This is a genomic window from Candidatus Nitrosopumilus sp. SW (assembly GCF_006740685.1).
Taxonomy (GTDB): Archaea; Thermoproteota; Nitrososphaeria; order Nitrososphaerales; family Nitrosopumilaceae; genus Nitrosopumilus.
On sequence record NZ_CP035425.1, the window covers coordinates 271,829 to 298,281 of the forward strand.

Sequence of the window (26,453 nt, forward strand, 5' to 3'; positions counted from 1 at the left end):
ATATGAAAAAAATAGGAATTGTAGGATTGGGAATGCTAGGAAATGCTGTAGCACTACATTTGTTAGATTCAGGATTTGAAGTTACAGTGTTCAATAGAAACAAAGACAAAACAATTCATGCAAAAGAAAAAGGTGCAATAGTTGTAAATTCGCCTAAAGAAGTTGCAGAAAAATCAGATTTAGTAATAATAGTAGTTAAAGATGCAGAAGCAGTAAAACAAGTATCATTTGGAGAGAATGGAATTGTCAAAGGAGATAACGAAAGACTAATTGTTGCAGATATGAGTACAATAGACCCCTCAGAATCTAAAAATATTTCAGAAAAGTTTGAGGAATTTAAGATAAACAAATTAGACATTCCAGTCATGGGAGGTCCCAATGTAGCAATTACAGGAAATTTAGTCATGATGGCATCAGGAGATAAAGAAAGTTTTGAAGAATGCAAGGAGGTCTTTGAAAAGATTGCAAACAAAGTCTTTTTCTTGGGAGAAAAGGGAGTTGCACATTCTATCAAGTTAGCCATGAATCTACAAATCACCATGCTTGCACTTGCATTGTCTGAAGGAATTTTACTAGTCAAAAAAGCAAATGTAGATCCTAGAATTTTTCTTGAGATTTTAAATTCTACTTATTTCAAAACAGGAATGAGTGAAAATAAGGCTTTCAAAATGATAGATGGAAAATACGAACCAACATTTACACTTGAAAATCTCAAAAAAGACATTACAACAATGACAAATGCTGCAAAAGATCTAGGAATCGAATTACCTATGATAAAAAAAGCTGAAGAGGTTTATGAAAATGCAGTAAATGAAGGATTAGGTGGGATCGATTATACAGGAATTATTGAATATATCAAAAGAATTAATGAAAATAAATAAAATTCATGAATGAAATTAAACAAAAATCTATTAAGTCAGTAGCAAAAAAATAACATTATGAGGTTAAATGAGAAAGTTGCAATTGTCACAGGAGCATCAAGTGACATTGGAAAAGGGATTGCCAAGAAATTTGTTGAAGAAGGAGCAAAAGTGGTTCTTGTTGCAAGGAATTTAGAAAAATTAGAAAGTGCAAGAAAAGATATAGGAAATGAGGATTCTACAGTCCCCATTACTTGTGATTTAACAGATGAGTCTCAAACATTACAAGTTGTTAATCAGATCATGGACACATATGGGAAAATAGACATTCTTGTAAATAATGCAGGTGCAATTAATGACCCAGTTCATTTTCATGAAATGCCAAACTCAGAAATTCAAAAACTCATCAATGTAAACCTGATGGGAGTTTTCAATATGACAAAAGCTGTTTTGACAAAAATGTCAGATGTAAAAAGTGGTTCAATCATAAACATAGGTTCTATCTCAAGTGAGAGGGCAATTCCACGAGTTCATTTAGCAGTGTATTCAGCCACAAAAGCAGCAATACCCATGTTTACAAAATCAATTGCAGTAGAGTATGCAAGAAAAAATATCAGATGCAATTGTGTTAATCCAGGAATAATCAACTCAGGTTCAATCAAACCATATCTTGATGATCCACAAGCAAGAAAAGTACTTGAAGAAAGATTACCACTTGCAAGGGTCGGAGAACCAGAAGATGTTGCAAACGCAGTAACATACTTGGCTTCAGATGAAGCAAGTTGGGTTACCGGAACAATTCTAAATGTTGATGGTGGAAAGACAGCTTCAGAAGGATAGATCTTTCTCAAGTAGTGTTTTTGCCAAAAGTTGAGAGACCCTAATTGGTTCAGGAACAGAACCATGTAATGTCAAATCATTAAGAAGATGTTTTACTTCATTTAATGTGCACCCTTCTTTTCTAATGTAAACATCATGGGAAGTATTTAGAGTGATTTTTTCACGTTTACCTAATTTTTCATATTCATTTATCTTGGATTCAAAAGATTTTGGAAAATGGTGTTTTAGTGAATCTTCAATTCCTGAAGAATCATGATATGAAACACCAATAATGGGAATTTGTAATGTGTCAAATAGTTTTTTGATGTCAATGATGTTATACATCGAAACAATTAATCCAGAAATCAAAACATAGCTAATATCAGGCCTGTTTAAATCACCATACATTTTCAATATCGTATCCGTTGCATCATTTCCTTCCAAAGTAGCACTGCCAAAGACGAATCCATCTATTACAAAGTCTCGTCTCATTACAACTCCAGAAAAAACGGATTTTACAGAATTTTGTTTAAAGCTCTCAGCAATTGCCAATCCACGTAGGCCTTTTTTTTCAAGATGAAGAGATCTCATGGTTGTTTTTCCTCATATATGCACGATAACTCAAGCCGGTGACAAGCATTATGATTCCAGTAACTGCAGACCACATAACAAAAGATGTAATTTCAGATTCATCCATAAAAAATAAGGGATTTTTAAACATCTAAAGTTTCGGATCAGGAAGACGATAGTATCCCTGAAACATCTAAATAGATTTGATATTGTCTAAAATTATGCCTGAATTCACATGTCCAGAATGTGGAAAACGACTATTTCATGAGAATGAAACTACACTAAAAGTAGAAGAAACAATTCATTCAAAATTCTGTAGAAAAGCAGAAGGTGAAACTCACAGTTACATGCATAGAGATCCAGCACATATGAGTACATTTGATCCTGAAAGAGAAAATGATTCAAATGGTGTGCCTGTATTAAAAAAATAATTTTTCTCCAGACCTCAAAATTATATCCTAGGTGCTATTGATTCAAACCAATTGTCACATACTTATGATGTAGTTGTTGTAGGAGGAGGGCCGGCAGGGTCATCAGCTGCATATGCTGCATCAAAGAATGGATTGAAAGTGGCATTAATTGAAAAAGAAGAATCAATTGCAGAATCAGTTAGAACCAGTGGCGTTACATGGATTCAAAATATCAAAGAGTTTGGAATTCCAGATGATTGTTACAATCCAGTAAAGAATTTTGTATTTTACTCACCAAACAACAAAGTAAGTATTGGAGACACTGTTGCTCGTTCTGCAGTACTAGATGTCAGAAAGACGTATCGATGGTTAGCATCTCAAGCAGAAACAGAAGGTACTGAAACTTTTGTGGATACTTTTGTAAAAGACGCAATCAAAGACGAATCAGGAAAAATTATCGGAGTAAAGGCAATAAGATATGAAAAAGAAATTGAATTTTATGGTAAAGTAATCATTGATGCAAGTGGTTTTCAATCAGCAGTTGCAAAATCAATGGGTTTTGTAGAACAATGGGAAAGATTTGGCGCAGGTGCAGAATATGAAGCAAAAGTAGAACACGTTCAAGCAGATACATGGTGGTTAATGGTAGGACAGAAGTATTCCCCTGCAGGGTACGCATGGATTTTTCCATTAGGAGACAATATTGCAAGAATAGGAGTAGGAATTGGAAAACCAGACTCTCCAGTTGACCCAATAGCCAGATTAAAAGAATTGATCAAAAATAAAGAAGGCCCAATTGCAGATTTGGGTAAAATCGAACCAATAGAGTTTCACTATGGATTAATTCCAAATGATGGTCTTTCAAGAAAAACTGTTTATGATAATTTGATTCTAGTTGGAGATTCTGCAGGGCAAGCTAATCCACTAGTTTTGGAAGGAATTCGTTATGCAATAAAATTTGGGAGAATAGCAGGTGAAGTAGCTGCCAAAGCAATCAAAGCAAATGACACTTCAGAGAAAAAACTATCAGAGTATGAGGACAATTGGAAGAAAGCAATTGAATCTAAAATAAAATCTGCAGGAAAGGTGCAGGACAGATGGATTGGATTAACAGATGAAGATTGGGACAAAGAGTTAGACATTATCAGTGAATTAAAGCCTGAAGAATTTTTAGACTTCATCAAAGCAGATTTTGGATTATCCAATATGCTAAAACTTGCAACTAGCCATCCAAAACTAGCAGTCAGACAGTTATTTTCCATGATAAAAAAACCAGGTAAGAAAGAGTAATCATTGACCATAAAATTGGCCATCACGGGGGTCCATAGGGATTCCGTAATAGTTGGTTTCAGAAATAAAATTATCAATTTGTTCTTGTGTCACATAGAAGTTACTTATTGAATGATAAGATGTAGAGATTGTTTGGCAAATTGGTGTTGCACCAGTATGTTGGCTAGCATCAAGATCAACAAAATCACCATTTACATCTAGAATTGCTCCAAAGTAAGGAGAATATGATTCAGGACAATATCCTGCAGGTTGTATTGAGAATTGTACAATTGGAGCATAGACTCCTTGTACAATCAAAACTTTGATTGAGATGTCACCAGTGTTGTCAGATGTTTGTGAATCATCTACAGGTTCAGATTCTTCTGGAGTGTCAGAATCATTTGGTTCAGTACTTTCATGTTCTTCAGACTCAGATACTTCCGGAGCACTAAAAACAGAATATTCGTTGGCAAAACCATCACCAATTAGAACAACAATAGGTTGAATTTGTTCTGCAACACTATCAACCTCATCTACAATTTCATCTATTTGTTCATGGATGTTAACATATGAAGGATCATCTTCTTTTTCAAGAATGTTGATTTGTTGTTCAGATTCTACATCAAGAAAACTCAAATCATTAATTCCGAAAATCGTTTCAAAGAAAATTACAGAAGATAAAAATCCAGCAGAGTTAGGAAGTTCTTCATCATTATCCGTAGGATGAATTAAAACAAAATCAAAATCATCTTCAAAATTCAATTCACCAGTAGAAGGTCCAATGATATCACTTAACATATCCACATCACCAATTTTTGAAAATGTGACGTCAGAGAGAGATGCATTCAAAGAATTTTCTAACTTGTTTGTATCTTCAGAGTTTTTCAAATATTTTGAAAGAGTGTCTGTGAATAACAATGATAATGATTCACGCATACTGGAATTGGTTTCCTTTTGAATTTTCTGTAGTTCTTTTGCACCAGATTGAATCGATTCTATAGAGGACATTTTTGGTAGATTGTCTATTCTAGCATCAATTTCATAATCAATTTGATCAAATTGTTCAAGATTAAAATTCAAAGTTTTTGCATATGTTTTTGTTTGTTCCATTTCATTTTTTAGTTTGGATAATTGTTTTGTGACAAATAGTGCATCATTAGTGGTCTTGCCAGAGAGTTTTTCTATAGATTGGGCCCTAGTTGCCTTTTCAGAGGTTTGTTCATCAGCATAATCATCCCAAGCAATCACAGATGCTTTTTTGAGAAGAGCAGATTCTGCATTTTTTACATCCAACAATAGATTAAAAGAGAGTTCATTGAGTTTTTGAGTTTCATAAATGCTAAAAATAACTCCCGAATCAGATATGTGAAATGTACCTGCATTACTATCACGTGCAGGACCGCTTTCAGGCCTTCCAAATTCATCACGTGTTTTTTCTTCGACTTTTTCCTGAACTTTTTCTTTAATTTTTTCAGAGCTGATGATTCCAGTGCTCATCAGATGTCCAATTGAATTGACAATCTCCCCATCAGAAACTAATCCTTCACTCCAATAACCAAATACAGTTTTTTGATATTCAGGAATTGTGACAAAGGTTCCGCCAGGTTGCACTCCAGCTTCATGTTCTAATCCAGGGTGAGAAGGAAATTCAGGAGTTATCTCAAATGTTCCACCTTTTTCAACACCTGCTTCATGTTCTAGTCCAGGATGAGACTCGATGAATTTGTCAAGGGGTATGACATCTTGAATTAACAGACTTTCCAAAGCATTAACAATTTCAGTATCGGAAATTATTCCTTCTTGCCACCATCTTGCATTGTTTTTGAACCAGGCAGGAATTAAAGAAACAGTTTCATCTTCTTGAACCAGACAATTGTCATTATTTTCATATGTCTGAGTTCTCTTTATCACAAAGACACCAGAGATACTTTCATCAGAACCAATTTTTGCATTGAGTTCATATTCATAAATTGCAAATCCTTCTGCATGAGAGCCAGGAATGGTTCTAGAAGAGGTTCCAATCCATTCATCACCTTGTTCAGACAAGATATCTTGTAAGGTAATGTCTGCATAAGATGATGAATCATCTGAATGAACCCTTTGATTGATGTGTTTTGCAGTATCAGATAGGTTGTCTTGATCAGATTCTGCAGCCCATAATTTTATCTTGATATCCCCCAGAGGAGAACATTCATCATGACTAATCACCTCTTTCCCAATTTCCAAGTATGTGTTCTCAGAAATTGAAACATCTGTAAATGCCATCACATCTCCAGATACAGAATCAGAGTGTCCCGTAAGTTCCACATTCCAGCCAATCACCAGATCTGCAGTTAGAAGATCATTCCAAGTAGTAGAACCTTCATTGAATTGAATTTGCTCCAAAGTAACAGTAGTGTGATATGCACTTCCCTGAGGAGGTGTATCCCAATGAGCATGTGCCAATCCATTACTAAATGAACTAGCTAACAAAACAGCACTTAGAAGAAAAACGATGAAAAATTTGGTCACATCAAAACTAGCAAATATCAGTATTTGAATTTTAGTTAGAAATGATAACCATGGAATTTGTTAGATCTGCAAGTAATTTTCAATTTGTAAAAGTTGGAATAATCAAGCCATGGCAACTACCCTAGAGTAGTTGCCAGACTTGAAAAAGGGCACGGTATTGGTCTGGTTTGTCTCAGCAGACATACAAATTGAATGAAATTGCTCAGTTGTGCTAAGGGCACAATCTTGACAAATCATACTGTTTGGTTTCATGCAATGAGCACATTTTGTATGCTCTGTTAGTTTTCCACCACAGTTTCTACATGATTCATCAGGCATTTCTATTCAAACAATATTTGTGAAAATTGAATATAAGGCACACGTAGAAATTATTCATATCAATGATCAGTAAGACGAAGATTATAATGTAAAATAAAATGATAAAGCACATGGATGGAGTCAGAAAAACATTTGATGAATGGGCTCAAAACGGCAAAGCAGAATTAATGGAAGTGGAACATGGAAAAAATGTCTCAAAGTTTTTGAATAAAATATCATTTGATGCGCCCTTCACATTTCTTGATGTAGGATGTGGAAATGGTTGGGTTGTAAGAAAAATTGCTAGAGAAAAGAATTGTAAAAAAGCAATAGGAATTGACAAAAGCAAAAAGATGATTACTCAAGCAAAAAAGAAAATAGATAGTAAAAAAGAAGAATTTTTCCACACAGACATAGAATCATGGGAATATAGAGGAAAATTTGATTTTATTTTCTCAATGGAGGCGATTTATTATTCAGATTCCATAGAAGAAGCACTCAAAAAAATATACAAATTGTTAAAACCAGGAGGAGAGTTTTTTTGTGGTACTGATTTTTACACAGATAACAAAGCAACTGCAAAATGGGCAAATATTATGAAAATCCAAATGCATCTGCATTCAAAAAAAGAATGGAGAGAATTTTTTAAGAATGCAGGGTTTCAAGTCAAAACAAAACACATCAAAGATTTGAAAAGTAGTAAAAAATGGAAAAGAGAATTTGGGACTTTGTTCATCATAGGCACAAAAATCTAAGGCAATATTCAAATTCGATAAATCAAAAGTATAGTTATGTGAGCTGGAGCACGACACGCTGCTACGGCAGAGGAAACTCCTCCCTCCATACAGGATATGTGATCTGGAGATAGATAATCAGAGATGATTGGCAACGGAGCAGAAAAAAATCCAATATGGCGCACTGTGATGGTGAAAACCTGAGATTTCCATAAAAGGAATGAAAAAGCCGACCCACATGGAGCAAAGCCAAACAGAACTGCAAGTTCCTGTACTAAGTTCAGGTAGGCTGCAAAGCGAAATATCGTGAAAACAGAAGGAGGGTTACTCCCAGCACACATTTTTTAATTTTTAATTTCGTAATACTCAACAGGATGAGAAAACTGTCTATTGTAATCAACTTCTCTCCAAAATTTCTCTTCATCAATTTTTTTCCCTTCAGAAATCCAAACGTTTAGGACTTTTTGCATATACATTACAGTTGTGTCATCAATCTCAGGACGAGTTCCAGTTTCTTTTTCTATTCTATCTCTTTCTTCTTTGAATGTCTTGAGTAGTCCTTTGAGAGTTTTGCCATTAGTTTGTGCAGCCTTTTTTGTTTTAGCAGATTTTAGTTCTTTTCTAAAATTAGATAAAAAGCCCATAGTAAAATTAGAAAAGATTTTTCTAAAAATCTAACTCATAGAGTTGACTTGTTCTTTACAAATATCAGCACTACAATGGCATGTTGCATCACACAAACATGCACCCTGCATTGCACAATCACATTCAGAACCCATTTCAGCTGATGCTGCACATCCACATGCTGCTTCTTCCTCAGTTGTAGGAGTTGCTGCTTGTGGTGGAGGGGTTGAATTTGAAGAGTCATCATAAACACTTCTTGTTTGCTGATAGTTAGATTCATCTGCTAATTGTGCTTCACCTCTATTGGTTTGATAACCACCAGATGAGGAACTGGTTTGATAACCGACTAGTCTACTTGGATCAATTCCTTGTTGACCTTCTTTTGTATTTTTAAGAGCACGATTACTAAACATAAAGAATGCACCACCGGCAATGGCTGCAATTGCTGCCATTCCATAGATAATCATTACAGGGAAATCACCTGTAGATGTAGTAGCATAATCCTCAGGAGGAGTTGGAGTTACACCTGCAATCTCAACACCATCAAAAACATCTAAAGCGCCAAATCCAATTGCATACAAGTTTCCTTGATCTGAGGATTGAACACTTCTAACAACATAAAGTTGGTCAGCCATAACTTCTGCTTCAAAGACTCTTTCTACTTGTCTTCCTTCTCTAAGACTACTTTCACCCATAGTCCAACTAGAGACAACATATCCGGAAATCTCTTCACTTAGACCAAATGTTCCTGCATCAACATTAATGCCAGTTGGGTCAAACAAGAAGTGCCAGTTTGTTAATGGTTGTTCTAAGATAAAGTTAGCATCAATAAGATTTCTATGTAAAACGTCTTCAGCTTCAGTTCCTACAAAGAAGTCTGCTGCTTCAGGTTCCATTTCAAGTAAAATGTTAATTGGGAAATTGAGTTCATGTCCATCAATTACAACTTCATCAGTTGCAGTTAATCCTCTCCATCCTAAATCAATCAATGTTTTTTGAGAATCTTTAGTAATTACATAGTTTGAGAGAGTTCCTTCAAGAATTACCCTATAATCAACAGAAGTGTTGATGTTTCTTGCTTTAAGGTGAATATCATAAGAGACATTCAAGTCAGAAATATGTGCCTGACTACCATCAGCTTTAATTTTATCATTAAGTTGTTTCATCAAGTTTCTAACACCAGGATCTGATGAATCAGCAGTTCCTTCAACTGTCCATTCTTGACCTCTCAAGACATCAAATAATTGTCCACCATTTGGATACTCAATGAATACAGTTTTTTGGTAATTCATCTTAAATGGAGAAGTCTCATTGTTTGGGTTTATTCTTGCATCCATTTGGGCACCAAAAACAGAACCAGTTGAACTAATTACGATAAGACTAGCGAGTAAAACGGTTAAAACGGCTACCCTAGACACGATCTAGAAAGCAATTATTTACAGTAATAAACTTATCCGACACAATGATCGCAATTTTTTGAAAAAGTAATATGGAGTAAGCGTTGCAGACTCTGCAGTTTTAGGAGAAAATGGTATGATTACGGTTTTAGCAGGAGGAACAGGTTCAGTAAAACTGGTTCGAGGATTAGTGTCTCAAGAATCCAAAGTCAATGTCATAAGTAATGTTGGAGACAATTATTGGTTATACGGACTCTACGTATGTCCAGATATAGATACAATCGTATATGGATTAGCAGATTTGTTAGATTCAGAAAAAGGATGGGGAATCAAGAAAGACACATTCAACTTTTTGCGTCAAATGGAAGTATTTGGAGAAGAGACATGGTTTAGAGTTGGAGACAGAGATGCTGCAACCCATTTGATTAGAACAAACATGTTAAAGAACGGAAAAAATCTAAGCGACATTACAAAATGGATGTGTGAGAAATTTGCAGTTAGTGCAAACATTATCCCAGTAACTGACAACAGTATTGAAACAAGAATAATCACTGACAAAGGAGAATTACACTTACAAGAATATTGGGTCAAACACAGAGGCAAAGATCCTGTTGAAGGAATTCAATATATCGGCGCAGATAAAGCTCGTCCAAATCCAGAAGCAGTAAATGCAATACATGATGCAGACATGGTAATTTTAGCTCCCGGAAATCCACTAACATCAATTGGCCCAATGCTTCAAATCAAAGGAATTAGAAAAGAATTATCAAAAATTAAGAAAAAAGTAGTCGCAATAAGCCCATTAATTGGAGATAATGCAATTAGCGGTCCTGCCGCAAAATACATGCAGGCTGCAGGTATAGAATCAAATGCTTATGGATTAGCAAAAATGTATTCAGATGTATGTTCTAACATAATTGTAGATACTAAAGATAGAATGCTCTCAAAGAAAATTCAAAGTTTAGACATGAAAGTCTTTGAAACAAAAATTACTATGAAAAATAAATTAGCTGAAGATGCATTAGCAAATTTCATTCTAAAACAAGTACACGTATAATTTGAAAATAGCTGCAATAATTCCTGTAAAGACTTTCTCTAATGCAAAAACACGTTTAGATTTACCTCCGCAGAAAATAGAAGATTTGTGCAAAGTGATGTTAGAAGAAATTCTACATACAGTTTCAATCTCACCTCAAATTGATAAAGTAGTGATAGTCACAAAAGAGAAAAAAGCAATTGAGATTGGAGAAAAATTCAATGTCCATACAATAGTTGATGAAAAAGAAGAAAGCGTCAATGGTGCAGTTGCACTTGCAGACAAGTACCTACTAGAAAATAATTTTGATGCATCAATTGTTTTTCCTCAAGACATACCATACATCAAAACACAAGATATTGATTTTATGTTAAACTACAAAGCACCACCGAATTTTGCAATAATTGTCCCATCAAGAAGATTTGATGGCACTAACGCACTTGTACGAATGCCAATTGATTTGATGGAGACACATTATGATGAAGACAGTTACAAAATACATATGAACACTGCAAAAGAACACACACTAAATGTTGCAATGGTGTTTGTAAAAAGAATCATGTGGGATGTAGATAATTCTGAAGACTTGAAATTCCTTTTAGAACAAAAAGAAAAGCCACACGTTGCAGAAAAAATCAAACAGATTTTGGAATCAACATAAAAAAAATCAAAAAAATACCCAAAAACGGCCGTTTTTTAGGTACGATCATCAGCAGACTTATAAGTAATGATTCAGAAAATGTTAAATATTATCATAAAAGGTTTTGGGAGATATAAAGATGGTTAAAACAGTAAATCCAAAGGACAGATGTCCAAGATGTGGAAAAGGTACACTAGTAACAGATGCAAATACTGGTGAAAATTTTTGTGGCAAATGTGGATTTGTAATTACAGACAAAGTAGAAGAGTCAGGTCCAGAATGGAGATCATTTTCAAATGAAGGTGAAAACAAAAGTAGAGCAGGAGTTCCAACATCACTTGCCATGCACGACATGGGATTGGCAACTGTAATCAATCCTCAAAATAGAGATGCAACAGGTAAACCACTAACAGCTTCTATGAAAAGCACAATTGAGAGATTAAGAACATGGGATAGTAGAAGTCAAGTTCATGAACCAGTTGATAGAAACTTTAGACAAGCATTTAGTGAGTTAGATAGGCTAAAAGACAAACTTGCAGTAGGAGATGCAGTTATTGAAAAAGCAGCTTACATTTACAGAAAAGCATTAGAGAAAGGATTAGTCAGAGGACGTTCCATTTCAGCTTTGATTGCATCAGCATTATATGCAGCATGTCGTGATACTGAAACACCAAGAACATTAAAAGACATTGGACAAGCAAGCAACATCAAAAGAAAAGACATTGCAAGATGTTACAGATTATTGTTAAGAGAATTAAATTTGAAAATGCCAGTAGTAGATCCAATCAAATGTATTTCAAGAATTGCAAGTAAAGCAGGTCTATCAGAAAAAACAAAAAGAAAGGCAACAAAGATTTTACAAACTGCAGAAGAAAATAAAATTTCAGCAGGTAAAGATCCAATGGGATTAGCTGCTGCAGCATTATATGTTGCATGTGTAACAAATGGTGAAAACAAAACACAGAGAGATGTAGCAGAAGCTGCAGGAGTTACAGAAGTGACAATTAGAAATAGATACAAAGGCTTGAAAGTAGCCTTAAATCTCTAGTGCAGACTCTTTTTTAGAATAATATCTATTCAAAAATAACATCCCTATAGACAATATACCTGATGCCAAAAGAAGTAATTCCAAAGTAGACATTAACGAATGGGAAAATGCATTTTCAATAGATATAGAATTAATCTGAGATAAGAAATTTGCATAAGAGAATATGAAGTAATTTGTAGCCCAATGAATCAGTAAAGATGCAACAAATCCAAACCTAAGATACACCCATCCTAGAATAATCCCACCAGCCGTTGCTTGAGCAAATTTTCCTTCAGTCCAAGATTCTGCAAATGCAATATGTGCAAATCCAAACAATATTCCAACAAAAACAATCAAAAAAATTGCTTTTTTAGAATCATGAATGTCAAGATTTCTAGGATACCATAGACATTTGAAGAAGTATTTTGCAGATGACCTATGAGAATAAAGTGCAAACAATGGAATTCCAACTAGAATTAATCGAAATCCAATCTCTTCAATTAAAGGGGCAAGTGAGACATAGAAGAATTGTATCAGATCATTTTCATCAAGTGGAGGAACGGTAACAATTCCAAATTGCTCCTGAACAAAATTAATCAATGCAGAAACCAATACCAGAATAGAAAGCCACTTGGTTATAGCAAGCATATAGTTTGAGGTAGGATCATATTTTCCAAAAGAGATTATCGAGGTAAATGATTTTAAAAATCCTGTTTTAGGACCTAAAATAGCAATTACAAATAGCACCACATAAAAAATCCACAAACCAACAAAGACATCACCGATACTAACATCAGATACAGTTTGATAAACAGAAGTGCCTTCAAATAATTCTAAATGAGTTACAGGAAAATCATAATTGATATCGCTACCAATTTCACTTTCAAAAATAACAAAAATTCCGATTGGAAAAGAGACTAAAAGTAATCCAAAGATTACTGAAAGTAATGCAGTAAAAGGAATTCCAACAGCTTGGAGTAGTTTGTTTTGATTTTGCAATTTATTTTAATGTAATTCTATGGTTTCTTCAGCAAAACCAAGATTAGTTAAAGTTTCTTTGATGGTATCGCGATGATCACCTTGTAAGAAAATGTAACCTTCTTTAGCAGTTCCACCACAAGCATATTTGCTTTTGAGTTCTTTTGCAACAGTCTCTAAATTATTTAGTTTAGGATCCAAGCCTTCGATCATAGTACCTTTTTTCTTAAATCGTCTTGTTTCTAATCGAATTATAATTTTGGTGCTATCTTTGGCAAGTTCACCGCATGCACACAAGTCTTCTGGAAGACCACAAGTATTACAAATTACTGCCATTCGTTCGAAATGAATTCAATTATACGCACTATTAAGCCTTGTTTGGAACACTCCATTTTAGAAAATAATGAGATTTTTTAGATAGAAAATTTAAGAAAAATAGTGTCAAAAGATCTTACAAAAAAAGCAGCAGAGATGTTGCTGCAAGGAGCAACGTTACTTAGTGAACCATGCCCATATTGTAAAGGAGTAAGAGTGATGAAAGAAGGGCATGCATTATGCATAAGCTGTGGCAGAGAACCTGAGAAAAAAGAGATCCCAAAAATCAAAGAAAAGGAAACCCAATCACCGCTAATTGAAACACTAGAGAAGAAACTTGCAGCCTTATCAAAAGAACTTGAAGATGAAAAAGATCACACAAAACAACAAGACATACTAAAATCGATTAATTCACTGTTAGAGACAATAGAAAAGACAAAAAAGTAGACAATAAAGTATTTATGTCAAAATCCTTGTTTTCGAATTAGAATGGCAGATAAGAAATCAGCACCACTTCCAGCATCAAGTGGAGGTCTCATGAGGTTCTTTGAAGATGAGACAAAGGGATTCAAATTAGATCCAAGAATTGTAGTATCAATTCCAATTAGTTTAATTTCAATATCATGGGTTATCGATATCTTTTTAGCTCCCTGAATAAACAATGGAAAACGCACCAGATGATGTTTCAAATATCCACAACAGGTTCTCCCTTACTTTAGTTAATCCTTCATCACATTACTTTTCATTATTCGTATCATTAGGAGTCGCAGCAATAATTTCATTTGCAACCATTTTAGGATATTTGGGAGCAAGTATTGAAGAATCATGGTATGTTGTTCCCTCAGTAATCGTTGTTCTTTTCTTAACACAATTACTAGATACAAGATTCACAAAGAAAAAAGAATACTCAAAGTCGCTACATTCATCGTTATTTGCAAATATGTTGTGGGCTGCAACGGTATTGTTAGGATTACTTGCTAGTTTTGTATTAGGCAAAGAGACATCATTGTTCTTTGTAACTTTTGGAATGTTCTTGTTTGCAAGCTTTAGAATTGGAATTTACACTACCACATTAGGGGCAAGCCTCAAAAAAGCATGGGCTATTTGTTTTGTTCAACCACTAGCAATGTTTGCAGTTCTAATTCCACAAGATTTGTGGATTCCAATGCTAAGTGACCCAATATCATTATTTTATGGAATTTCATTTATGATAATTGCAAGTGTGTGGTCAGTACTTACAGATAGAGCAGGAAGACCTGGAATGGAAAGCACTCACAAAACAATTCAAGCATACCTTGCATCACAAAAAAATGATCATACAGAAGCAGAAGAAATTATGGAAGAGCGTTCTAGTGAAACTAGAGTAGCAACTTCACAAATTAGATTATACGCAAATAATGGAGATAAGGAATTTAGAATGGTTTTGCCTGAAATTCATCCAGGCCCATATCACCCAGTTGGAGGCAGTAACATACCATATCTAATTTACAAAAATTTGTCATCTTCAGCCATGGTAATGCACAGCATATCAGATCATGCACTAAATCTTCCATCAAAAAACGAAGTTGAGAATTATCTAAAGAATTTAGAAAACAGCAAGGTCAAAGAAGAAGGATTGCAATGTACAGAACCTGTAACTGTACAAATTAACAAAGCAAGAGTAATTGGATTATTATTTGGAAAGAACCCTCTACTATTCTTATCATTATCACCACACGGAATGGAAGACATACCAAATTACATGAAAAATGATATCGAACAGTATGCCAAAAACAGAAATTACTCAAAACCACTAATCGTTGATTGTCACAATGCAATGGGAGATGAAATTTCAAATGAAGATGGCGAAGACATGCTAAAAGCTGCAAAGTCTTGTTTAGACACACTAATTACAAAAGATAGTTTCCCAATTGAATTTGGATATGCAAATTCAGATGACATGGATGTGTGGACAGAAGATTTGGGAATGGGCGGATTAGGAATTGTTTGCCTCAAAATTAATGAAAAGAAATACTTTCTTGGTTGGGCAGATGCAAACAACATGGAAAACGGAGTAAGAGAGAAAATCATAGACTTGTTTACAAAAAAAGGCCTTCAATTACTTGAGATTTGTACATCAGATACTCATTATGCACCAGTCAAAGCCAGAAATAGAAATGGATACTACCAACTAGGACTAATCACAAGTGCAGACAAACTTGCAAAGTGGTTCTTAGAAATTGCAAGTAATGCAGAATCAAGTACTGTTAGCGCAAAGTTTGAGATTTTAGAAAATGAAACCAAGGTCAAAGTTATGGGACAGGGGATCTATGAAGATTATTCAAAAGCATTAGATAATTCATTAAAAATCACCAAAGGATTCGTGATTGGAGGAGTAATATTCTTCATAACTAGTCTTTTTCTATAGTTTTCATCTGATCGATATTCCCATAAAACTCATCAACAAATGAAGAGAATTGAAATATTGGAACAATAGGTACGTTTTCAATAAAATCTACTTTATCCTGATATAATGTAACTATAACAGGCACTGCAATTGCCCCTTCTGTTTTTGCAACATATTGCTTTGTTCTTTCTATCTGTTTTTTAACAACAGATGAAAGAGACGACATACTGTAACGCTTCCAGTGTTTACAATCAATTAGTATTGCAACACCCAACCTAATTCCTACAACATCAATCTCCATTCGAGGTTTTGTGAGCATCATGTTTTTCATAACAGCAAAATTTTTTGAAGACAGTATTTCGGCAGTTAATCCCTCAAAGTCTTTCCAATCTAATGCAATAGAGATTTCATCAATAGGGAGTCCTTTTTCAAGTAAAGATATTGCTATCTTTAATTTGTCACCTTCTTCAAAGTAGTAAAAATCATCTTGTTTAGTTCCAATTTGATTTTGGGTAAATTCATCTAAAATTATTTTTGATTCATCTTCAGTCATTTTAGTTACAGCAGAAAAATCTTTAGCAGATACACCGCCAGGGATAATTCCTTTTAGACCAACAATCATTTTGGGATTTGTTTTCAATTGAATTTCATGAATCATGAAAGGAATTTAGGTTTTAAGAAATAAAAGAACAGGGTATTATGATATAGGTTTTATTATGAGCCTCTTAAATTATGGATATGAAAAAATTGCTAGTTATCATACTAGCTCTTTCAATTGTAATTATCGGACAGAATCAAGTGTTTGCAGAAAAAAATGTGTTTTTTGATTCTGTAAAATTTATTCAGTATCTAGATGAGAACACAGCATTAGAAGAGGTTCGAAATGGCAATCTGGACATGTATTATTACAGAATTTCATCAGACAGATTAGAAAACAATCAAGCAAGAGAGGGATTACAAGTGTTTGATTCAACTGGAGGATCATATAGTATTCTAGTCAATCCAGCAGAATCAGAAAATTTCAACCCATTTTCAATTAAAGAAATAAGATTTGCTTTGAATTATTTGGTAGATAGAAAATTAATTGTAAATGAATTGATGGGAGGGTATGGGGCACCAATAATTTCTTACTATGGACCATCAGACCCAGAATACCTTACAATATTAGAAGAGTTAGAGAGATTCAATTTCAAATACAATCCTGCACTTGCAGAAGAAATTATCACAAATGCGTTAAAAGAAAGAGGAGCAGTAAAAATTGATGAGAAATGGCAAGTAGATCAAACACCAATAGAGATTAGAATCTTCATTAGAAGTGATGATCCAGTTAGAAAATCAATTGGAGAAATTTTGGCAATTGAATTAGAGAGAATTGGGTTTTCAGTTAAGAAAGATTTTGGCGATTTGAATAAGGCATTTGTTGTTGTATATGGTTCAAACCCATCGGATTTGAAATGGAATTTGTATACAGAGGGGTGGGGACGTTCAGCATTTGTAAAATATGATTCAGTTGGATTAGGTCAAATGTATTCTCCATGGTTTTCAAATATGCCAGGATTTAATGACCCATCATATTGGAACTATGAGAATACAAAACTGGATGAAATTACACAAAAAATCTACACAGGAGATTTTGAAACTGCTAAAAACAGATCAGAGTTAATTCAAGAAGCAGTTGTTGAGGGAATTAATGAATCTGTAAGAATTTTTCTTGCAAGTAAGATTGATCAGTATGTTGTAAATGAAAAAGTAAGCGGAGTTGTGAATGATTTTGGTGCAGGAGTGCCAAGCAGATTTACTCCAATTAATGCACAAAGTCAAAATGATGAACTGGTGATTGGGGTCAAACAAATCTATCAAGGAGCATGGAATCCAATTATGGGTTTAACTGATAGTTATAGCAGGCATATTTGGGGAATATTATCTGACCCGGGAACATTCAAACATCCTTTTACTGGAGAAACATTTCCAGTCAGAACAAATTGGCAAGTTGAAACTGCAGGTCCAAATGGAAGTCTCATAGTTCCAACAAAAGCAGTGATGTGGAACCCAGAATTACAAAAATGGGAAAACATCAAACCAAATACAGTATCTAAAAGCAAAGTAATTTTTGATTTTAATTTTGGAAATTGGCATAACGGTCAAAAAATAGACATGAATGACATTATGCACTCGTTGTATTTTACAATAGAATGGGGAACACAAACAGATGAAAATGATAGGACATTTGACACAGAATTCACTCCAAGAGCAGCTCAAAGTATTCAAACAATAATCGGAGTAAATCAAATTGATGAGGATACTATCGAAGTTTATGTGGATTATTGGCATTTTGATGAGGGAGAGATTGCAGATTGGGCAGTTATTTGGAATACAATGCCTTGGGAAATTTCTGCAGCAATGGAAAAAGCAGTGCTTGATGGCAAAGTATCATTTTCTAGATCAGGTGCAACAAGTAAGAACGTAAACTGGTTATCATTAATTATTCCAAATGATGCAAATCTAATCAGAGAGTATTTAGAAGAATTTAGAGATTCAAAATACATACCCATTTCATTAGAGAATAATAATTTAGAATCAAAATATTTTCAAGAAAGATTTGACTCTTCCATAAAATGGATTGAAGAAAACAATCACGCCGTAATTAGCAATGGACCATTTTATCTAGAGTCATATTCACCAGAATCACGAACAATCAAAGTCAATTCATTTGATGATGATTCATATCCATTTAAAATCGGAAGTTGGTCTGAATTTGAAAATCCAAAATTCCCAACAATTACAAAAATAGAATTAGAGAATGTAATTGAGAAAGGATCAGAATTTTCAATACAAGTTGAGGCCAAAAATACGGATTCAATTTTGTATTTTCTAACAAACAGTCAAGGAGATATGATTTCATCACAATCAATGGATGTTGTGGAAGGCAAAATTAGCATCATAATAGATTCGGTAGATTCAGAGAAGTTGCAAGTAGGTGCAGGTAATGTAAAGATTTTTGCAGTATCAGATTCAGTTCTCAAACCAGATTTTTATGAAACAAGTTTCATTGTAACTGAAATGAAAACAAAGTTACCAAGCAGCTCTGCGGATGACATAGAGTTTTTAGATAACAAATCAAGTTATGAGGTTTGGATAGTTCCAATAATAATAATTATTGGAGTTGTTATTTTTCTAAGGAAACGTTACAGTAAGCCATAATCTTTTAGAATTAATTCAATCTGTTCTTCATTTTCTAATTTCAAGTATTCATCAAATAGATTTTTATTCAATTCATAGAACGTATGACCCCACTTGAATTTTTCAAGTAATTCTAAACCTTGTTCCTTTTGACCTAAAATGAACAGAGAGGCAGCTAAAGCTTCAACGGTTGTTAATTTATTTAATTTTGCATAGTTTACAGGATTTCCTGCAAGTAATGGAGGAAGTTTTCGCTTTATTCCATTAAATTTTTTTGAAAATGCCTGATCAGCTAAATTCCAAGAACAGTCAATGCCAACAATAGAGTTGATTGATGATTTGTCTTTTGGCATCAAAGTTTTATCTGAAAAAGGATCCAGGACTAGCCCCTTTGTACCAATTTTTTTAATATTTTGAGCAAGACCAAATTTTACCATTTTTGCAGCTGTGCATTTTTTGGGATCGTCTTGATAAAACATCAAAACTTGAAGTTTCATTTCAAATAATTTTCAAATAAATAGTATTTTGAACTTACTCTAAGGCTCTGTAAGTTACCTTATAGTAGAATCTAGAAACTTGCTCATCTTTGAGTACTTCTACATTCCAATTCGAATCAGGCAAGAATAAGTCAGAGGATTCAGGTAAAATACTGAATTTTTCTAGGCGTACGTCAGGACCACTATATCTAACATTTAGGCTCATTCCATCAACTTCAACAACATCATAGATTTGTCCAGGTTTTCTAGTGGATTCACTGACAAGGCAATCGGTATCAGGTCCAATTATACAAACACCACTTTGAGAGGAAACTTTGAGATTTACATCTGAAGCATCATCTCTAATTGGAGTTAGTAAGGAACCTGAAACAACTCTTGGAGATAATGATACATCACCTACAGTTTTTCCTTGTGTAGAAACAGAAATTGTTGTGTCAGGAATTCTATTTTCTTTTTCAATTACCGTTTCTAATTTAGGTGCAGGGAGTTCTTCAACAACTTTGAATTTAATATGCTTTGTTTCAAAATCAGCATCAATTGTTACCTCATAGGTTCCAATAGAAGTTAGTATATTTTTAATTGGAAATTCATGGATAAATGAGCCAGAAGGACTAGGACGAATAGATGTTACTTGACCAACATGGATTCCACAAATAAAAGACCCACAAGTGATTTCGGTGTCAGATTTTTTGATAATACTTACATCATATGCTTCCAAGTAAATCAATTTGTTTGGTTTTCCAGAAATGATAACTGTGTCACCAGGATAGTATTCAGATTTATCAGTAGATGCTAACAGGGACACAGGTTCATCAAGACCAAAAACAAAATCATTTGCAACACTAAATGTAGAAGTTGTTTGAGTAGTAGAATAAATGGCCTTTACAGTGTAAAGACCCTCACCAAATATAGTTGGAGGTAATTCAAACAAACTGGAAAACTCTCCACCTTGTTTTGGATAAACAGATGCTTCATGGATTTGCTCGTATGGGAATTTTCCATCTAAAACTTTGATAGTTACACGGTCAGGAACATTTAGACCTTCATCTCCTTGTTCACGAGGGATAACATTTCCAATTACTTTGAGTTTATCTCCTGCCTGATAGAGAGATTTGTCAGTAGTTACAAAAATAGGAGTGGTTGATATGGAATCATTTTCAGGGTCAGCAGATACTTTGAACAACAGATCTTTACTATAAGAATCACCAGACACTTTGATCTTATAAATTCCAAAATTAGATTTAGTGACATCTCGTCCATCATCAATCTTCAAAGTTTGATATCGTTCAGATACAGGGGTTGTCCAAGACCAAGAAAATCTTTGGTTATCAACAGATGTTCCATATGTGGTCTTTGTGCCATCAGGCCTAGTGACAGAAATAGTTACAGAACTTTCAGCAGTTGGGAAAATACCACTAACAGTGACTTTTTCACCTAAACCATAAACATCCTTATCAAGAGAAATACCTGCACCACTATTCAAATCATCTACAATATCAAATGAAGTAGTTGCTGAAAGGTCAAGATATTGAGCATTAATGAAATAGGTTCCTTCGGAAAATATTCCTCTACTAATATCAGCAGTAACTGAAAAGGTTCCACCAGATTCAGGAATTGCTGTAAATTCATAATTTGCAGTGACAGATCCTTCTCCACCTGCAGCCCCTTGATTAATACCACCAGGAACACCAATTATGGAAAGAGATTTTCCATCTGCATCTTTAAATGAAATTAAAACAACAGGAGTCTCAAAACTTGTTCTTTCTACAGGGTTTTTTATTTGACCACGAATTACAAGTTCATTATCTAATGTAAAATCATAAACAAGTTTGTTTGTAGTGACAATGAGAGGATCAGTTAAGGGGATATAATTTTCAGGATCTTCTACTACCACAATAGTCTTTTTGGCAGAACCAAGATCTTTTGAAACTTTGATTGTATAATCACCTAATCTAGTATCAGCGTCAGGAATAGTAAATGAATATTTGAATTTACCATCACCATCCATTCTAACCACATCTAAAATTTTTAAAACATTACCGCCACCAAGTTGGCTACCAGTTCCCAAAGAGAGACTCTTTGTTTGAATTATTTCCAAATCAAGTGATGCAACCCAAACATCATTTAGTCTTCCAGTAATAGTTACAACTTCACCAGTTCCATAAACATCCTTATCAGTCCACAAGGATATTGGGACTGTTTCTTTTACATCCTTAACAACTTCAAATGTTGTAATTGCAGATTTGTCAAAGTATTCACCAATTATTTCATAAGTGCCATAAACAGGATTTACAGTAGATAGGAAAATACTAGTTTTGAATTGACCATTTACAGGAAACAAATTTCCATTGTAAACCGTATTTCCTGAAGAATCAGTTACAGTGAATTTCATTCCTTGAAATTCTATAATATCAGTAGCAGTACCAGTAATAGTTACCATTTGTCCTGGAATGTATTGAGATTTATCAGTAGTCAAACGGAGAGAGCCATCTTGTTGTTGTTGTTCTTGTTCAAAGATTTCATATCCTACAGAAAACGAGGTGTTTGCAGTTGAGCCAGCATAAGATGCAGTAATGTTATAATCGCCTTCATTAATTCCCAAGACTTTTTGCAACCCCAAAGTTGTTTTGAAATTTAAATTCAAATCAGGATACAAGGTTAATGTTCTATCAAAATTTGGTCCAGTGATTTTTACAGTGATCACTTCAGGTTGAAAGAATGGTTTTTCAACAAACACCGCTTCAGAAACACTTCCTGTTATCACAGCAGTTTCTCCAAACAAATAGGATGATTTATCAGAAGAGAGAGTAACAGAGATTTCATCTTGCTGTTGTTCTTGTATTAGTTTTCCATTAGTAGAACCAGAAGTAGATGTGACAAACTTCCAATCATTAGAATTATCTAAATCATATCCATCGTAAATTCTCTGCCAGGATGTAAAATCATTTTGAATATCTGAAAGTATCGGAGTCTTGTCAATTACAATTCCATTGGCATTACGTAATTCAACTGACTCATTGATATCAGTGAACCAAACACTTTGATAAGAAAATGTTAAAAATTGTCCTGGTTCAATAGTAGTTCCAGGACCAATTGTCATAGTTTTCTTTAGAACAGTAGTTGAGGCAATCTGCCACCCACTCAAATCAATTTCAGAATCAGTAGGATTATAGAGTTCAACCCATTCAGAGATAGATTTAGAATCATCCCCAGGAGGATTAATATCAACTTCATTAATTACAACACCGTCAGATGTTTGAGCATATGCAGGTGTGATAATTCCTGCAAGTAAGAAGAGTGAAAATACTAAAGATAGTTTCTGATTCATTGTTATTTCCTATTTTTTCTGACTGGAAGGGTCATTTTAGAATGAAATTGAGGAAAAGTTGAGCTAGTTGTTAAAGTCATATATCTTAAAACCATCAAAAATTTTATCAATTTTTCAGTTTTAAGGCATACGTAGGAATCATACCTTAGAATAGTCACAATTAGGACATTTTTTCTCATGGATTTTAGCCCCACATTCTAGGCATATGCCTTCACCCACATCTCGCTCGATTAATTGACGTCTCTTTGCAACATAGAACTTTATGCCAAAATACATGAGAATTACAATTATTGCAGCATATGCAGGGCTCATGAATGGGATCAACCCAATCATGAAAAGCAATAGTCCAACAATCAAAATAATATCTCTTCTCTCAAATTTCAATAAAACAAGACCTCAGAGAATTCATAAAAACATGCCGGAGCTCAGAGCCATTAGTTTACTTCATATCAAAGTCATTACTCTAACTCTTCCTCATTGCTCGGCGATATTAGTATGAGTTAATTTGATAATAAGATAATGGTGGGATCGGCGAGATTTGAACGCGCGACCTCTGCGTCCCAAACGCAGAATCATACCAAGCTAGACCACGATCCCAGTAAATCCTAAAAGTCGCCCAATTTAAGCTTCACAGATAATCATTTTAAAGGCACACAAGGGAGCTAAAACGTGCAGATAGAAGAGTACATCAAAGCAGGAAAAATTGCATCAGAAGTAAGAGAGATGGTCAGAGTAAAAGACTGGGTAGGAAAAACAGTCTATGAAATTTGTGAATGGGTAGAAGATGAAATTAGAAAACGAGGAGCAAAGTGTGCATTTCCAGTCAATGCAAGTATCAATGAAGTTGCAGCTCACTATACTGCAGAACCAAATGATCCAATTACAATCAAAGATACAGATTTGGTAAAAATTGATCTTGGTGCACAAATTAATGGGTACATTGCAGATACAGCAGTAACAGTATGTTATGATCCACAATATGATGGACTAGTCCAAGCAGCTGAAGAAGGATTAGCAAATGCAATGTCAATGATAAAGGCAGGAGTCAAAGCAAGCGACATTGGCAGAACAATTGAAACCACAATAAAACAAATGGGATACAAACCAATTGCAAATCTTAGCGGTCATTCTTTGGAACAATACACAATTCATGCAGGAAAATCAATTCCAAATATTTGGTCAATTGGAGGATTTTCATTATCCGAAAATTCAGCATATGCATGTGAACCATTTGTCACAACATCAGATGGAGGAGGATTTGTCAGAAATGGACAAATAAAAAATATTTTTGCAATAAACTCTAGAAAGAAAACAAAAGATCCAGAAGCAGATAAATTACTTGATTTTATTTGGGAGAATTTTAACATGTTACCATTTGCATTAAGATGGATTACAAAAGAAAGAGAGGAGAAAGAAGCAAGAGAGTTATTGAATATTTTAATAAAGAAAAAAGCAGTACAGGCATATCCAGTTTTGATTGAAGTGAACGAACAAAGAGTGGCTCAAGCAGAACATACGTTTATTCCAACAGAAAATGGAGTCACAGTAACTACTAAAGCATAGGTCACTGTTCTATAGTTTCACCAAAGATTTTATCAATTACAGTCATTCCATCACAAGAAGGACATTTTGATATTTCTGCAAACAAGACATCACCTTCAGAGAATTTTCTTTTCTTTTGCATACCACATTTTTCACATTTTTCTAAAGTGTAAGCAACAGTGATCTTTTCTTTTGAAAACATTATTGAGGTACCCCCACAGTATTTCCAACACCGATAATAACTATAGATTGACCTTCCTTAGTATTTTCTTTAATCATTTCATAGACTTGTGAACGTACATTATCAGCTTGGTCTGCAATTTCTTTTGTCATTAAAGTTATGGCTTCTTTTACAGATTGCTTTATTACAATAGAAAAGATTGGAATTTGTTTTTCAGTTGCGACTGCCTCAATGTGGAATTTTTCAGTTCCAATTCCCCCAATGGCAGCACCAAATCCTCGTGCAATAGAAGCAGAATCCTCACCTTCCATTTTTAATGCAGCATCTATCATGATTACTGCATCAATTTTGTTTTCAGAAATAATTGATTCTAGTGCATCAGCAGGTCTACCAACTGTTGAGCCAGGACCCTCTGCTTTTAATAAAAACAAATTTCTGTTTTCAAATGTAGTTTTTGCGAGGGATGTTTGAAATGAAATTTCTTCTTTAGGACTATTTAACATCATTTTTCCAACAACCATAGGTCCAATTCCATCACCTACAGGCTGTCCTGTCTTAAATACAGGAATTGCTTCTTTCATTGCTTCTGCTTGCTCCATTATAAAAGGAAGAATCATTTGTAGTGGTAAAATTAAAGGGTAATTGTTTTGTTTTTTTGCAGTTAAGAACATGTGATTGATAATTTTATGAATCATTTGTAATGAAGATGCAATTTCAAGTAAAGTTTGGACTTTGGATAATTCAACGTCATCAATTTCTGAAAAAAGAGATTTTACATGTTCTCTAGTATAATCTTCTCTTGACCTTACAGTATGTTGTACTTTTTCAACAATTCCATTAGGATCCATATCAACTGGCATAATTGTAAAATAATCTAAGAATTGATCAATTCTTTTTTCAGGATTATTTTTTGGAGTCAAATGTTTGTTAATGTATGCAAGTAGTTCTGTTCTAGATTCTTCTCTAAACTCATCTAGTTTTTTAATTCCTTTTTTGATTTCACCTGATGTTACATACAGTTGAATACGTTGTCCATAAAAAATGAAAATTATAATTGGTAAAATCCAAATTAGCATCATCAGAGGATTGGTATCGTCTTTCATCCCAAACAACTGATCAATGTCAAAATTTGTAAAATCCACTAAATTCCACGATCGCCAGATCTCAATTAAACCATTCGTCCATAACAAAATATGTCAAAAAATTGCACAAAATGCCTACGGATGCGAAAAAATATGGCGAGTGCTTTTATTATAGTTAAAATACAAAAAAATCGAATATGCCACAAACCAAACCTATTGTAAGTGTTGAAAATGTTGTAGCTTCAGCATCTGTAGACCAAAAGATGGACTTGAATGAAATTACAAGAACATTTCCAGATGTAGAATATCATCCTGATCAATTTCCAGGATTAGTTTTCAGATTAAAGAGTCCAAAAACTGCAACATTAATTTTCACTTCAGGTAAAATGGTGTGTACTGGTTCTAAATCAGAAGAGATGGCAAGAAAAGCTGTAAAAACAGTTGTGCAAAAACTTCGTAAAGGTGGAATCAAAGTTAAGAAAGATGCAGTTGTAGAAATTCAAAATATTGTTGCATCAATTAATCTTGGTGGAAAAATTCACTTAGAACAAGCTGCAAGAACATTGCCAAGAAGTATGTACGAACCAGAACAATTTCCAGGACTTATTCATAGAATGCTAGATCCTAAAACAGTCATTTTGTTATTTTCCTCAGGAAAACTTGTCTGCACAGGAGCAAAGAAAGAACCAGATGTTTACAGATCTGTAAATAACTTACATGCATTACTAGAAGAAAAAGATCTAATGATTTATGACTAGTCATAAATCAAA

General features: G+C 34.1%; 27 protein-coding genes, 1 tRNA gene and 1 other RNA gene. 15 read left to right on the forward strand and 14 right to left on the reverse strand.

Translation table 11 applies throughout. From position 1 onward, the window contains the following. Window positions 1-2: 2 nt before the first annotated feature. Both Nisw_RS01730 and Nisw_RS01735 read left to right on the forward strand, forming a co-directional pair. On the forward strand, window positions 3-881 hold the full coding sequence (locus Nisw_RS01730; RefSeq protein WP_141975971.1) for an NAD(P)-dependent oxidoreductase: 879 nt from the start codon (window positions 3-5) through the stop codon (window positions 879-881). 57 nt (window positions 882-938) lie between these two features. Beyond that, complete coding sequence (locus Nisw_RS01735) at window positions 939-1,700, forward strand: SDR family NAD(P)-dependent oxidoreductase (protein WP_141975973.1); 762 nt, start codon at window positions 939-941, stop codon at window positions 1,698-1,700. Here Nisw_RS01735 and Nisw_RS01740 read toward each other — a convergent pair. Together Nisw_RS01740 and Nisw_RS09400 are read right to left on the reverse strand one after the other, a co-directional pair. Further along, window positions 1,689-2,270: a DUF99 family protein gene (locus Nisw_RS01740; RefSeq protein WP_141975975.1), complete on the reverse strand. Its 582-nt coding sequence runs from the start codon at window positions 2,268-2,270 to the stop codon at window positions 1,689-1,691. The two genes, Nisw_RS01735 and Nisw_RS01740, sit on opposite strands and share 12 nt — an antisense overlap. Then, a complete protein-coding gene (locus Nisw_RS09400) occupies window positions 2,251-2,376 on the reverse strand; it encodes a hypothetical protein (RefSeq protein WP_255430813.1) in 126 nt (41 codons plus the stop codon). The genes Nisw_RS01740 and Nisw_RS09400 overlap by 20 nt, the downstream gene beginning before the upstream one ends. Window positions 2,377-2,470: 94 nt before the next feature. Between Nisw_RS09400 and Nisw_RS01745 the strand changes: the two genes are divergently transcribed. Together Nisw_RS01745 and Nisw_RS01750 are read left to right on the forward strand one after the other, a co-directional pair. Then, window positions 2,471-2,680, forward strand: coding sequence for a hypothetical protein (locus tag Nisw_RS01745; RefSeq protein WP_141975977.1), 210 nt, complete (start codon window positions 2,471-2,473; stop codon window positions 2,678-2,680). A 51-nt stretch (window positions 2,681-2,731) separates the two neighbouring features. After that, window positions 2,732-3,949, forward strand: coding sequence for an NAD(P)/FAD-dependent oxidoreductase (locus tag Nisw_RS01750; RefSeq protein WP_141975979.1), 1,218 nt, complete (start codon window positions 2,732-2,734; stop codon window positions 3,947-3,949). On the opposite strand, the gene Nisw_RS01755 is transcribed toward Nisw_RS01750, so the two are convergent. Next, window positions 3,950-6,439 (reverse strand): Zn-dependent protease, encoded by a 2,490-nt coding sequence (locus Nisw_RS01755; protein WP_255430814.1) that lies wholly within the window; start codon window positions 6,437-6,439, stop codon window positions 3,950-3,952. A 428-nt stretch (window positions 6,440-6,867) separates the two neighbouring features. On the opposite strand from Nisw_RS01755, the gene Nisw_RS01760 reads away from it, so the two are divergent. Both Nisw_RS01760 and rnpB read left to right on the forward strand, forming a co-directional pair. Next, window positions 6,868-7,491 (forward strand): bifunctional 2-polyprenyl-6-hydroxyphenol methylase/3-demethylubiquinol 3-O-methyltransferase UbiG, encoded by a 624-nt coding sequence (locus tag Nisw_RS01760; protein ID WP_141975981.1) that lies wholly within the window; start codon window positions 6,868-6,870, stop codon window positions 7,489-7,491. Window positions 7,492-7,529: 38 nt separating this feature from the next. Beyond that, window positions 7,530-7,809, forward strand: an RNA gene (gene rnpB, locus Nisw_RS01765) — RNase P RNA component. A 5-nt stretch (window positions 7,810-7,814) separates the two neighbouring features. On the opposite strand, the gene Nisw_RS01770 is transcribed toward rnpB, so the two are convergent. Beyond that, a complete protein-coding gene (locus Nisw_RS01770) occupies window positions 7,815-8,114 on the reverse strand; it encodes a hypothetical protein (RefSeq protein WP_141975983.1) in 300 nt (99 codons plus the stop codon). Window positions 8,115-8,144: 30 nt separating this feature from the next. Continuing rightward, a complete protein-coding gene (locus Nisw_RS01775; protein WP_141975985.1) occupies window positions 8,145-9,512 on the reverse strand; it encodes a hypothetical protein in 1,368 nt (455 codons plus the stop codon). Window positions 9,513-9,627: 115 nt separating this feature from the next. Between Nisw_RS01775 and cofD the strand changes: the two genes are divergently transcribed. From cofD to Nisw_RS01790, 3 genes are all read left to right on the forward strand, one after another. Next, complete coding sequence (gene cofD / locus Nisw_RS01780; RefSeq protein ID WP_141975987.1) at window positions 9,628-10,548, forward strand: 2-phospho-L-lactate transferase; 921 nt, start codon at window positions 9,628-9,630, stop codon at window positions 10,546-10,548. 1 nt (window position 10,549) lies between these two features. After that, on the forward strand, window positions 10,550-11,188 hold the full coding sequence (gene cofC, locus Nisw_RS01785) for a 2-phospho-L-lactate guanylyltransferase (RefSeq protein WP_141975989.1): 639 nt from the start codon (window positions 10,550-10,552) through the stop codon (window positions 11,186-11,188). Between the two features lie 118 nt (window positions 11,189-11,306). Then, window positions 11,307-12,215 (forward strand): transcription initiation factor IIB family protein, encoded by a 909-nt coding sequence (locus Nisw_RS01790; RefSeq protein ID WP_014962921.1) that lies wholly within the window; start codon window positions 11,307-11,309, stop codon window positions 12,213-12,215. Here Nisw_RS01790 and Nisw_RS01795 read toward each other — a convergent pair. Beyond that, window positions 12,204-13,193 carry a CPBP family intramembrane glutamic endopeptidase gene (locus Nisw_RS01795; protein ID WP_141975990.1) on the reverse strand — a complete coding sequence of 330 codons (990 nt, stop codon included), beginning with the start codon at window positions 13,191-13,193 and terminating at the stop codon, window positions 12,204-12,206. The two genes, Nisw_RS01790 and Nisw_RS01795, sit on opposite strands and share 12 nt — an antisense overlap. Window positions 13,194-13,199: 6 nt before the next feature. Then, complete coding sequence (yciH, locus tag Nisw_RS01800; protein WP_141975992.1) at window positions 13,200-13,508, reverse strand: stress response translation initiation inhibitor YciH; 309 nt, start codon at window positions 13,506-13,508, stop codon at window positions 13,200-13,202. A gap of 102 nt (window positions 13,509-13,610) precedes the next feature. On the opposite strand from yciH, the gene Nisw_RS01805 reads away from it, so the two are divergent. From Nisw_RS01805 to Nisw_RS01815, 3 genes are read left to right on the forward strand one after another with little or no spacing between them, the layout of a single operon-like run. After that, window positions 13,611-13,934 carry an Sjogren's syndrome/scleroderma autoantigen 1 family protein gene (locus Nisw_RS01805; RefSeq protein ID WP_141975994.1) on the forward strand — a complete coding sequence of 108 codons (324 nt, stop codon included), beginning with the start codon at window positions 13,611-13,613 and terminating at the stop codon, window positions 13,932-13,934. 42 nt (window positions 13,935-13,976) lie between these two features. Further along, window positions 13,977-14,141, forward strand: coding sequence for a preprotein translocase subunit Sec61beta (locus Nisw_RS01810; RefSeq protein WP_141975998.1), 165 nt, complete (start codon window positions 13,977-13,979; stop codon window positions 14,139-14,141). A gap of 7 nt (window positions 14,142-14,148) precedes the next feature. Further along, window positions 14,149-15,894, forward strand: coding sequence for a DUF2070 family protein (locus Nisw_RS01815; protein WP_141976000.1), 1,746 nt, complete (start codon window positions 14,149-14,151; stop codon window positions 15,892-15,894). Here Nisw_RS01815 and Nisw_RS01820 read toward each other — a convergent pair. After that, the gene (locus tag Nisw_RS01820) at window positions 15,878-16,531 is read right to left on the reverse strand and encodes a hypothetical protein (protein WP_141976002.1); all 654 of its coding nucleotides are present in this window, start codon (window positions 16,529-16,531) and stop codon (window positions 15,878-15,880) included. The genes Nisw_RS01815 and Nisw_RS01820 overlap by 17 nt on opposite strands. 80 nt (window positions 16,532-16,611) lie before the next feature. On the opposite strand from Nisw_RS01820, the gene Nisw_RS01825 reads away from it, so the two are divergent. Beyond that, window positions 16,612-19,074 (forward strand): ABC transporter substrate-binding protein, encoded by a 2,463-nt coding sequence (locus Nisw_RS01825; RefSeq protein WP_141976004.1) that lies wholly within the window; start codon window positions 16,612-16,614, stop codon window positions 19,072-19,074. On the opposite strand, the gene Nisw_RS01830 is transcribed toward Nisw_RS01825, so the two are convergent. From Nisw_RS01830 to Nisw_RS01845, 4 genes are all read right to left on the reverse strand, one after another. After that, window positions 19,059-19,550 (reverse strand): DUF367 family protein, encoded by a 492-nt coding sequence (locus tag Nisw_RS01830; protein WP_141976006.1) that lies wholly within the window; start codon window positions 19,548-19,550, stop codon window positions 19,059-19,061. The genes Nisw_RS01825 and Nisw_RS01830 overlap by 16 nt on opposite strands. Window positions 19,551-19,584: 34 nt before the next feature. Next, entirely contained in the window at window positions 19,585-22,878 is a 3,294-nt protein-coding gene (locus tag Nisw_RS01835) for a lamin tail domain-containing protein (RefSeq protein WP_141976008.1), read from the reverse strand. 138 nt (window positions 22,879-23,016) lie between these two features. Then, on the reverse strand, window positions 23,017-23,262 hold the full coding sequence (locus Nisw_RS09060; RefSeq protein WP_255430816.1) for a hypothetical protein: 246 nt from the start codon (window positions 23,260-23,262) through the stop codon (window positions 23,017-23,019). Window positions 23,263-23,398: 136 nt separating this feature from the next. Then, a tRNA-Pro gene (locus tag Nisw_RS01845) sits at window positions 23,399-23,475 on the reverse strand. Window positions 23,476-23,547: 72 nt separating this feature from the next. Between Nisw_RS01845 and map the strand changes: the two genes are divergently transcribed. Then, window positions 23,548-24,441 (forward strand): type II methionyl aminopeptidase, encoded by an 894-nt coding sequence (map, locus tag Nisw_RS01850; protein WP_141976010.1) that lies wholly within the window; start codon window positions 23,548-23,550, stop codon window positions 24,439-24,441. 1 nt (window position 24,442) lies between these two features. Here map and Nisw_RS01855 read toward each other — a convergent pair whose 3' ends face one another. Together Nisw_RS01855 and Nisw_RS01860 are read right to left on the reverse strand one after the other, a co-directional pair. Next, window positions 24,443-24,622, reverse strand: a complete 180-nt coding sequence (locus Nisw_RS01855; protein WP_141976012.1) for a hypothetical protein — start codon at window positions 24,620-24,622, stop codon at window positions 24,443-24,445. After that, complete coding sequence (locus Nisw_RS01860) at window positions 24,622-25,743, reverse strand: DUF1512 domain-containing protein (RefSeq protein WP_141976014.1); 1,122 nt, start codon at window positions 25,741-25,743, stop codon at window positions 24,622-24,624. The genes Nisw_RS01855 and Nisw_RS01860 overlap by 1 nt, the downstream gene beginning before the upstream one ends. A gap of 137 nt (window positions 25,744-25,880) precedes the next feature. Here Nisw_RS01860 and Nisw_RS01865 point away from each other — a divergent pair, with 137 nt between their 5' ends. Next, window positions 25,881-26,441: a TATA-box-binding protein gene (locus Nisw_RS01865; RefSeq protein ID WP_012214981.1), complete on the forward strand. Its 561-nt coding sequence runs from the start codon at window positions 25,881-25,883 to the stop codon at window positions 26,439-26,441. Window positions 26,442-26,453: the final 12 nt, after the last annotated feature.